Annotated in this window: 8 protein-coding genes and 2 pseudogenes; 8 read left to right on the forward strand and 2 right to left on the reverse strand. The window is 38.4% G+C overall.

Annotation, left to right across the window (positions count from 1 at the left end; translation table 11 throughout):
- Positions 1–231: 231 nt before the first annotated feature.
- The 4 genes from IQ228_RS13590 (at position 232) to modB (ending at position 4,797) form a co-directional block, all read left to right on the forward strand.
- Positions 232–651 carry a BlaI/MecI/CopY family transcriptional regulator gene (locus tag IQ228_RS13590; RefSeq protein WP_027404521.1) on the forward strand — a complete coding sequence of 140 codons (420 nt, stop codon included), beginning with the start codon at positions 232–234 and terminating at the stop codon, positions 649–651.
- A 4-nt stretch (positions 652–655) separates the two neighbouring features.
- Positions 656–1,489, forward strand: coding sequence for a M56 family metallopeptidase (locus IQ228_RS13595; RefSeq protein WP_193963132.1), 834 nt, complete (start codon positions 656–658; stop codon positions 1,487–1,489).
- A gap of 383 nt (positions 1,490–1,872) precedes the next feature.
- Positions 1,873–2,667 (forward strand): molybdate ABC transporter substrate-binding protein, encoded by a 795-nt coding sequence (gene modA, locus IQ228_RS13600; RefSeq protein WP_193963134.1) that lies wholly within the window; start codon positions 1,873–1,875, stop codon positions 2,665–2,667.
- Between the two features lie 333 nt (positions 2,668–3,000).
- The gene (gene modB / locus IQ228_RS13605) at positions 3,001–4,797 is read left to right on the forward strand and encodes a molybdate ABC transporter permease subunit (protein ID WP_193963142.1); all 1,797 of its coding nucleotides are present in this window, start codon (positions 3,001–3,003) and stop codon (positions 4,795–4,797) included.
- Positions 4,798–5,202: 405 nt separating this feature from the next.
- Here the strand turns inward: modB and IQ228_RS13610 are convergent, their stop codons facing one another.
- Together IQ228_RS13610 and IQ228_RS13615 are read right to left on the reverse strand one after the other, a co-directional pair.
- Positions 5,203–5,868 carry an N-acetylmannosamine-6-phosphate 2-epimerase gene (locus IQ228_RS13610; RefSeq protein WP_027404517.1) on the reverse strand — a complete coding sequence of 222 codons (666 nt, stop codon included), beginning with the start codon at positions 5,866–5,868 and terminating at the stop codon, positions 5,203–5,205.
- Positions 5,869–6,501: 633 nt separating this feature from the next.
- Positions 6,502–6,810, reverse strand: a complete 309-nt coding sequence (locus IQ228_RS13615; protein WP_027404516.1) for a YkvA family protein — start codon at positions 6,808–6,810, stop codon at positions 6,502–6,504.
- A gap of 186 nt (positions 6,811–6,996) precedes the next feature.
- Between IQ228_RS13615 and IQ228_RS13620 the strand changes: the two genes are divergently transcribed.
- The 4 genes and pseudogenes from IQ228_RS13620 to IQ228_RS13635 all read left to right on the forward strand — a co-directional run.
- Positions 6,997–7,839: a MotA/TolQ/ExbB proton channel family protein gene (locus IQ228_RS13620; RefSeq protein ID WP_027404515.1), complete on the forward strand. Its 843-nt coding sequence runs from the start codon at positions 6,997–6,999 to the stop codon at positions 7,837–7,839.
- Positions 7,829–8,230, forward strand: a pseudogene (locus tag IQ228_RS13625) (ExbD/TolR family protein); the annotation flags it as partial. The gene IQ228_RS13620 and the pseudogene IQ228_RS13625, both read left to right, overlap by 11 nt.
- Positions 8,229–8,660, forward strand: a pseudogene (locus IQ228_RS13630) (zinc-binding dehydrogenase); the annotation flags it as partial. The pseudogenes IQ228_RS13625 and IQ228_RS13630, both read left to right, overlap by 2 nt.
- A gap of 16 nt (positions 8,661–8,676) precedes the next feature.
- Positions 8,677–9,656, forward strand: a 980-nt coding sequence (locus IQ228_RS13635) for a pentapeptide repeat-containing protein (RefSeq protein WP_193963144.1), incomplete at its 3' end; no start/stop codon positions are given.

Below are 9,656 nucleotides of genomic sequence, written 5' to 3' on the forward strand. Positions count from 1 at the left end.
GGGAGGTAGGGGAGGTAGGGGAGGGAAGAACAGAAGTTTTTTCCGATTATTACCCGTCAAAATAAATTTGACGAACTACTAGGAGTCAGGAGGTAAGGGCGCAGGGCCTGCGCCCAATCAGGAGTCAGGAGGAAGAATTGGAGGGAGGCAAGAATAATATTAAATCTGAAAAAGTGACCGATAAATAAACCTGGAAGCGATAAAATCCAGATGACATCTTCAATTATCAATATGGCTCCTTTACCCGATTATCGTCCCAAACAAATGTCTCTTGGTCCATTGGAAGCAGAAATTCTCAATATCGTCTGGGAACTGAGTTCTGTTACTGTCAAAGATGTACACGATCGCATCTTAGCTGATCCTAACCGCGAATTGGCTTATACTTCTGTAACTACAGTTCTGCGTCGGCTGACGGAAAAAGGCTGGTTAGCTTGCAATAAACAAGGGAAAGCCTTTTATTGGCAGCCTTTATTGACTAAGCAACAAGCAGAGGTAATTAAGGCACATGATCAATTACAGCGATTTTTAGCAGTGGGAAATCCTGATGTGATTGCGGCATTTGCTGATAGTTTAGATCAAGCTGCTAGTGACCAAATCGAAGCGATCGCTAAACGCATCCAAGCAGCACGGGAAGCTAGAGGAGAAAAGTAACATTATGCACTTACTCATGATTATCACCGCTGTTACCATTGCTTGGTGGTTGCGATTCTTTGGCAAAATTCCCCAGGGAAATTGGCATTTACGCTGGCAAAAAACCCTATTTTTATTCCTTTTTCCCCCCTTACTCATCTTCATGACAGTCACCTCTGTAGTCTGCATGGGAACCCAGGGAAAAATGGGGGGAATGTATACCGACTCTTTTAGCTATCTCCTCGCCTTAATTTTTCTGGGATTTTTTAATATCTTTGGTATCAAACTAGCTTTCCAGGGTTGGAAAGCCATTAAATCTGCCCGTGAATGTCCCCAAATTACCCTAAATGGTAAATCTGCCCGACTCCTAGAAACTCAAGCTTTATTTGCTGGACAAATGGGTTTTTGGCAACCTGAATTAGTCATTAGTCAAGGACTACTACAAATTCTCTCTCCAGCCCATCTAGAAAGTGTTTTAGCCCACGAACAAGGGCATTATCAGTATAGGGATACGTTTTGGTTCTTTTGGCTGGGCTGGATGCGTTCTTGTACCGCCTGGTTGCCGAATACTGAGCCTTTATGGCAAGAATTATTAGTTTTGCGAGAATTACGGGCTGATAGTTACGCCGCATCACAAGTAGATCCTCTAACACTAGCAGAATCTTTATTATTAGTCGTTAGTAACAACTCCATTACCTCAGATATTTGTTGTGCAGCTTTGGGTACAGGCGATCGCTTGGAACAAAGAATCGAAGCCCTATTAACACCACCTGAACCAATATCAGTAGCACAATTACCCTCCTGGCGGATTTTTCTCCTCGCCTTTCTCCCCCTAATTACCGTCATATTTCACACTTGAATGATTTCCTCTCTATTTTATAGAGAGGAGGAAAAAACTCAATTGATACAACTACCAATTAAGTTGGTAAATATTATAGATACTTATTCAATAATCTAGCAAAAAGTAATCTTAAATACAGTTTTTGTCCAATTTTTAAGATAAATCATCTGAGATAGGTTTATTTTCCAATACTTGTCGGTTAAGGAAATGTAGGTTGGGTTGAGCGATAGCGAAACCCAACATTATCAAGGATTTTGTGGGGTTTTGAGGCTTAACCGAGCAGTATTGGTTTATTTTCTCAATGCAGTTTTACCAAGATAATTGGTAACTAATATAGTAATCTTGGTAAAAGTATACCAAGTTAACACCAGCACTAAAAATTTCCCCCATCCTGTTTACCAATGAAAAGCAGAAAATTATTAGTCTTTATTACTACAGCCTTAGTCACTTTGCTGCTGACAATTGGCTTACCCAGCCTAATTTCATCGCCGATTTTCGCACAACCTAATACAAATTTAATTATATCCGCCGCTGCTAGTTTAAAAGAGGCACTAGAAGAAATTAAACCCCTTTACCAACAAAGTAAAACAAACGTCAAAATAAATTATAACTTTGGTAGTTCCGGTGCATTACAGCAGCAAATAGAACAAGGTGCGCCGGCGGATATTTTTATATCTGCGGCAAAAAAACAAGTAGATGCTTTAGAACAAAAAGGACTTTTAGTTGCAGGAACTCGAAATATCATTGCTAAAAACAAATTAGTTTTGGTAGTCCCTAAAAATGCCGTTGGTATCACTAGTTTCTACAGTCTCAAAGATGCCAAAGTCAAAAAAATCGCCATTGGTGAACCCAGAACTGTACCCGCAGGACAATATGGACAACAAGTATTAGAAAAGTTAAAAATTTGGTCAGAAATTAAATCAAAACTGGTTTTTGCTAGTAACGTGCGTCAGGTTTTAGCATCTGTGGAAACTGGTAATGCTGATGCAGGGTTAGTTTATATAACTGATGCCAAAATCTCTGATAAGGTTAAAGTTGTAGTTACAGCCGATGAAAAATACCACTCTCCCATTATTTATCCCTTAGTAGTTATTAAAGGTAGCAAAAATGTTGATGCTGCTAAAGAATTCTCTCAATTTTTATCTAGCAATCAAGCCAAGTCCGTATTCAAAAAATATGGGTTTATTCTGCCTTAGTAATAAATTGAGTTAATTATACTCAAAAGGCTTGATTGTTTGATTCTAAAGGTAGGGGTTTAGCAAGAGCTTCATTGGTGTCAACTTAGGCTACAGATGGCTTATTTGTTGGCTTCCACACCCACCCAGAAATGATAGCGAAGCGTGGCGTAAGCCATATTTCCGGGCTAATAAGTAAAGTTTACTAAAGTAAACTGGGGATTTTTAGTCATCTTTAGATGACTTTTGCTATTAGACTGGGAATTCATTCCCAGACGGGCTATGGGTTTTACGTTAAGTTGACACCAATGAGCAGCGCTAAAACCCTAATTAACAAACATCTTTATTAAAACTATGCCACAGGATTTATCACCACTTTGGATATCGTTAAAAACGGCGTTACTCGCAACGTTTATCACTTTCTTTTTGGGTATATTTGCTGCTTATTGGATGTTGGGATATCGTGGTAAAGGTAAATCTTTAATTGAGGGGATATTTGTCGCACCGTTGATTTTACCCCCCACTGTGGTTGGATTTTTACTGCTGATATTCTTTGGGAAAAATGGTCCAGTGGGTAAACTACTAGAACCGTTCAATACGACAATTGTATTTACTTGGTATGGTGCGGCGATCGCTGCTATAGTAGTTTCATTCCCATTGATGTATAAAACTGCATTAGCAGCTTTCAGTCAAATTGATACCAATTTACTGCGCGTAGCCAGAACATTAGGTGCGAAGGAATTGACAATTTTTTGGCGCATTAGTTTACCCCTAGCATTTCCGGGGATTATTGCTGCTACCACCTTAGCATTTGCGCGGGCTTTAGGTGAATTTGGGGCAACTTTGATGTTAGCAGGAAATATCCCTGGACAAACGCAAACTATACCAATGGCGATATATTTCGCAGTAGAAGCTGGGGCAATAAATGAAGCTTGGTTTTGGTCAATTACCATGATGATCATTTCCCTTTCAGGGATTATTCTAGCTAATTTTTGGCAAGAACTTGCATATAAATCAAGATTGACAAAACCATCTCAAAAGCAAATAGAATTAGCAAATAAATCTTCTTTATTATTAAAAGATTATTCCCCAAATGGCTTATTTTTAGATATTGACAAAAGACTCGCTAATTTTCATCTTCAAGTTGCCTTAAATACTAATAATCAACCATTGGGATTATTGGGAGGTTCTGGGGCAGGAAAAAGTATGATTTTGCGTTGTATTGCCGGCATAGAAACACCAAATAAAGGACAAATAGTTTTAAATAATCGGGTATTATTTGACTCAGAAAAGAAAATTGATCTACCCATTCATCAACGCCGAATTGGTTTTTTATTCCAAAACTATGCCCTATTTCCACATATTACTGTGGCGGAAAATATCGCTTTTGGCATACCCAAATCTGTAAATGTTAAGGAAGAGGTAGAAAAGCAGTTAATAACTATGCAATTACAAGGATTTGGCGATCGCTATCCGCATCAACTTTCCGGGGGACAACAGCAACGGGTAGCATTAGCTAGGGCTTTAGCAAGCAAACCAGAAGCACTACTTTTAGATGAACCATTTTCCGCTTTAGATACCCATCTGCGTAGTCAATTAGAACAACAAGTTACTGAAATTCTCGATGATTATTCTGGAGTAACTTTATTTGTTACTCATAATATGGAAGAAGCCTATCGGCTATGTCCCAATCTATTAGTATTAGAACAGGGAAAAGAAGCACATCATGGTTCTAAATATGAGATTTTTCAACATCCTGCAAGTATAAATGTCGCCCAACTTACAGGTTGTAAAAACTTTTCCCGTGCTAGTATTTTATCTCCTCAACAAATAGAAGCAATTGATTGGGATTGCACCCTCCAAGTCAGAGAAAAAATGCCTTTACAATTGTCTCATGTTGGTATTCGCGCTCATCATTTAATTTTCACTAAAGATCCGCAAAAAGTAAACACCTTTCCCTGTTATTTAGTGCGTACCAGTGAAACACCTCACCGCATGACAGTATTTCTCAAACTACATTCTCCTGGTAATCATCCCCATGATTATCACTTACAAGGAGAAATATATAAAGAAAAATGGGAAAATATTCAAAATCAACCTTTTCCCTGGTATGTGCAATTAGAACCTTCGCAATTACTCTTAATGGATTGACACTCTCAGAGGATGTTTGAAAAGTATCAGAATTAATCGAGATCCCCCCAACCCCCCTTACAAAGGGGGGCTAAATTCCTTAAAGTCCCCCTTTTTAAGGGGGATTTAGGGGGATCTGCGGGTGTCAGATCCCACACGAAAAAGTTTTCAAACAACCTCTCAGGTCTAAAGACACTGAGATTCTTTGATCAAGACTCCCCTGATATAAGTAATTGGACAAAAATATTTACAGTCATTGCGAGCGAAGGGAAGCAATCACAACCCTTGCGATTGCTTCATTTCACTTCGTTCCATTCCCAATGACATTGTGTAATTAATTCTGTCTCACTACTTAGCGGTATGCACTTGAATAAGATACATCATAAGCCCCCTCCTTGCTTGCGGGGAGGGGTTATTGTCTTTCACTCAGCCAAGAACCGCTATATAAGCTTTAACTAACAAATCAATTCCAGTAATTGCCCCACCAACAACAACAGCATTAGCGCCTAAATCCAAAGCTTTTCTAGCCATTTCTGGGGAAGAAACACCACCTTCACAAATCACAAAAGTATCCAGATTTTCTACGATTTGGGTGAGTAATTCCCAACCAGGAGGAGAAAAGTTTTGAGTTGCTGTTGTGTAGCCAAAAAGAGTAGTTCCCACAATATCCGCACCGGCATTAACAGCTAATTGTGCAGCCTCGTAAGTATCTACATCTGCCATAACTGGCTTATTTAACTGCTGATGAATTAGAGTAATAATATCTGCCAACTTTTCATCACCGGGGCGATTTCTCGTAGTAGCATCTATGGCAATAATATCTGCACCTGCTTCAGATACAGCCACAGCATGATGAAATTGTGGTGTAATATAAACATCAGAACCAGTTATTACTTGTTTCCAAAGTCCAATAATCGGAACTTGGACTTTTTCCCGCACGGATTGAATGTGACTGGGCGTGTCAATTCTTACAGCTACAGCCCCATTATTCACTGCTGCTTGTGCCATTGCAGAAATTACATAAGGATCATGTAATGGGGAGTTTACAGGTGCTTGACAGGAAACAATTAATCCTTTGGGTAAATTAGTCATGTTTTATTTTTAATTGTAAGGGTAAATACGGAAAAACCTATCTAAGGATTATGTTAATATGGGGGCAAAATTAAGGATATTCCTGACTGAAAAACAAGATATACTCAAAACGGCTAGAAGCTGGACTTTTTTTATCATACAAATGTTTTAAAAGTGGTATTCCGTAATTTTCATCACATTGCTACCCCCCTTTCCCCTTGTAAAGGGGGAAAACAATAAAAATCCAGTTCCCTCCCCTTGTAAAGGGGAGGGTTAGGGAGGGGTAAAAATATTTGATAAGTAGTGAGACAGAATTAATTACACAATGTCATTGCGTAAGCGTTGCCTGGCGTTAGCCATATCATCTCATTCCCAGTCAGAGACTGGGAATGAATTCTAGAAGGCTCTGCCTTCAATAATATTAGAGGCAGAGCCTCATCAACTGCGTTCCTAGTCAGAGACTAGGAACAAGATGTGGTAGGGATTTGAGCTTAAGTTGACACCAATGAAGCTCTTGCTTTACCCCTACACATCTGGGTTCTTTGTCATCTAGCAAAAGTTTAAATCTCACCCGTGTTTAGTATAAAACTGTTCCCTATTCCCAGTTAAGAGTTCCCTGTTCCCTGCCCTCACAGACAACTTATTCAGCAAACCCTACTTAACAGGGATAGAATCAACATCCACAGTTTCGGCAGCGGCATGATTAGCCGGATTGGTGGTACTATTTTCTACGGTTCCTTTTTTTGCCTTCCAACCATCAAGAACTAAGGAAGAAACTTCGGAAACGAATAAACTCAACAGTAAAACATCGTCAATTTGACCAATAATAGGAATAAAATCTGGAGAAATATCTAAAGGGCTAATTAAATAGGCTACTGTGCCGATAATTATCCACCAACGGTATTTAGGATTGCGTAGTGTGTTCCGATACCATGTATACAGGGATTGAATTGAGAAGTTCATTCTTAACCTCCAGTGATTTTTTTATTTTGGCAAATAATCATTTAAACTCCCGGTGGGAATAACCGCCATATTGTGTATAGAAGATGTTACTCCTTAGTAATTAATCAGAAAAGTTTGTGAGTAATGCAAAACTCTTTAAAATGAAAATGCCTTGACTACTCGGAATGGAGAGAGGAAACCTACACAGTGGATATTTTAGATTTGTTTAAGAAGGGCGGGCCTGCTATGTGGCCTTTGCTAGTTTTGTCAGTTCTATCACTAAGTGTGATTTTTGAACGTCTATGGTTCTGGTTACGGATTCTTGCCCAGGAAAAAGAAATAGTCAATCGGGTTATAGATGCTGCTGGTGAGGATTGGGGAATCGCTGAAGCAATGGCTGAACAAGCTATAAAACAGCCCGTTGGCAGGTTTTTATACGCACCCTTAAGCTTGCAAAAAAACGATCCAGAAACCTTTAGATTAGCCCTAGAATCCACCGCAGCCGACGAAATAGCCGGAATGCGTCGGGGTGAAAAACTTTTAGAAGCGGTGATTGCCCTTTCACCACTGTTAGGATTATTGGGGACAGTTTTAGGTTTGATTCGTTCTTTAGGTGCAATTCGTATTGGTGATTTGGGAACTGAATCTACAGCCGGTGTCACCACAGGGATTGGGGAATCGTTAATTAGTACAGCAGCCGGATTAATAGTAGCGATCGCCAGTTTAGTATTCTACCGCTTATTTCAAAGTTTTGTTGTTAACCAAGTTAAAATTTTCAACAAAGCCGGCAATGAATTAGAACTGCTTTACCGTCAATATCCTCCCGAACCTAAAATAATTAACACGGGCAGATTCTCGAAACGCACCTCTACAAATTTCGATTCATCTTCTCAGCTAGAATCAAGAACATTTATTCAAGACCCAGAAAATGACCCAAATAAGCCAATTGATAATTACGATTTAAACCTTGTCAATTCAGCAAATTTGCCCGATAACAAGGTTGATGATGCCAATTTGAACTTTGGAGAAAAACCAGAAGATGAAAGTTAAGCTAGAGACCCCCGGTGAAGACCTTCAGATTCAAATTATCCCCCTAATTGATGTTGTTTTTTGTATTCTGACATTCTTTCTATTGGCAGCTTTACAATTTACCCGTCAGCAAGCAATTAATGTTGACTTACCCAAAGCTAGTACAGGCGAAAATTCTGCCGCTAATTCCCAAATTAAAAGCAAAATATTACCTGTAACAATTGATGCTATTGGATTAACTTACATCGAAAAAGAACCTGTGAAACGGGAGGAATTAGAAGCACGTTTAAAACAATACATCCAAACAAATCCAGACGGGATTTTAGTATTGAATGCGTCGCGGACAGCTACTTATAACGACGTAATTCAAACCTTAGACTTGCTGAGAAAAGTAGGAGGAAATCGTGTATCTTGGTGCTGATAAGGTGATTTTTTACAAAGAAACTGATTTTGTCGCATCTGTATTAGATTGGACTAATGGTGCAGGTGCAGATTTAGTTTTTGATACTGTGGGTGGTGATACCTTGGAAAAATCTTTTCCCGCAGTGCGACTTTATGGCGATATTGTGACTATTCTAGAACCAAAAGCTAACACTGTTTGGAAAGTTGCTAGAACCAGAAATCTCCGCATTAGTTTAGAACTAATGCTAACACCGTTGTTGTTAGGAAATATGGAATTATTAACACATCATGGGGATATTTTACAAGAATGTGCTAATTGGATAGATGCAGGGAAGTTAAAAATTGAAGTTAGTCAGACCTTCCCTTTAGCCTCAGCCGCAAAAGCACACGCTTTAGTGGAAACTGGTTCTGTCCTGGGTAAGGTTGTTTTATTGAATTAATCATTAAGTAGGGAATTTGTTGAGATTATTTTGTCACCTTAGCTATTTACAAAGATGGGATTTTTCTCACCTTTGGCAAATAAAAAACACGGTTAAAAAAATCAACTTATTATCTGCGGAATTAGGAAAAATCATCATATCTAAGTCCGCAGTCATAAGTTTTGTTTGTATATTTGCTATATTTTTACTTCCTGTTCCTACTTTTGCAGTTCCCAACGAACCTATCACTTTAACTTGGGAATTATTACAAGAACGAGTTAAAACACCAATTTTACGAGATGGTAATTTAACTGTAGATTTAAAAAAAATGGTGATTGATTTACGTCCAGAAAATGCTATTTTTCGGGATAATTTTTATCAATTACTCAGAAAAGAATTACAAAAAACTGGGGCGACAGCTTTGGGTTTAGATTTGAGTAATTCTGTAATTGAAGGTGATTTTTATGGCAGTGATTTGGGTTTACGAACTCCTCTTTATGCTCAAGGAATAGCCCAAATTTTCACACATACAGAACAGCAACAGTTAGAAAGTTTACGTTCAATATGTTTGCAATCTTTAGCAAGAGCTTTTCCTAATGCTAAAGATTGTAAATCTTTGTTGAACAATCAGTCCAATAACTCTAGTAGTATTGCTGTATTTCGCGGGGCTTTAATTATGGTAGGAAGTCGTTTTAATGGGGAAGTAAAATTCCCGAATACGTTCTTTCTCCAACCTGTAAATGCTCAAGGGGCAAATTTTTTAAAACCTATTAATTGGGACGAATCCAGATTTGGTAGAACTGTGAGTTTTAGTGGGGCTATTTTTCACGCCCTGAGTAGTTTTGAAGGTAGCATTTTCTTTGAGAAAGCCAACTTTCAAAATATTAAGTTTCTAGATACTGCTAATTTTCAAGGTGATGTATTTTGTGATGATGTAAAATTTAATCAAGGAAAATTTCAACAAGTAGTTAGGTTTAATAGTAGTTATTGGCAAAAAAAAGCTGATTTTTCTAGTGC

Source organism: Dolichospermum sp. LEGE 00246 (genome assembly GCF_015207865.1).
Taxonomy (GTDB): Bacteria; Cyanobacteriota; Cyanobacteriia; order Cyanobacteriales; family Nostocaceae; genus Dolichospermum; species Dolichospermum heterosporum.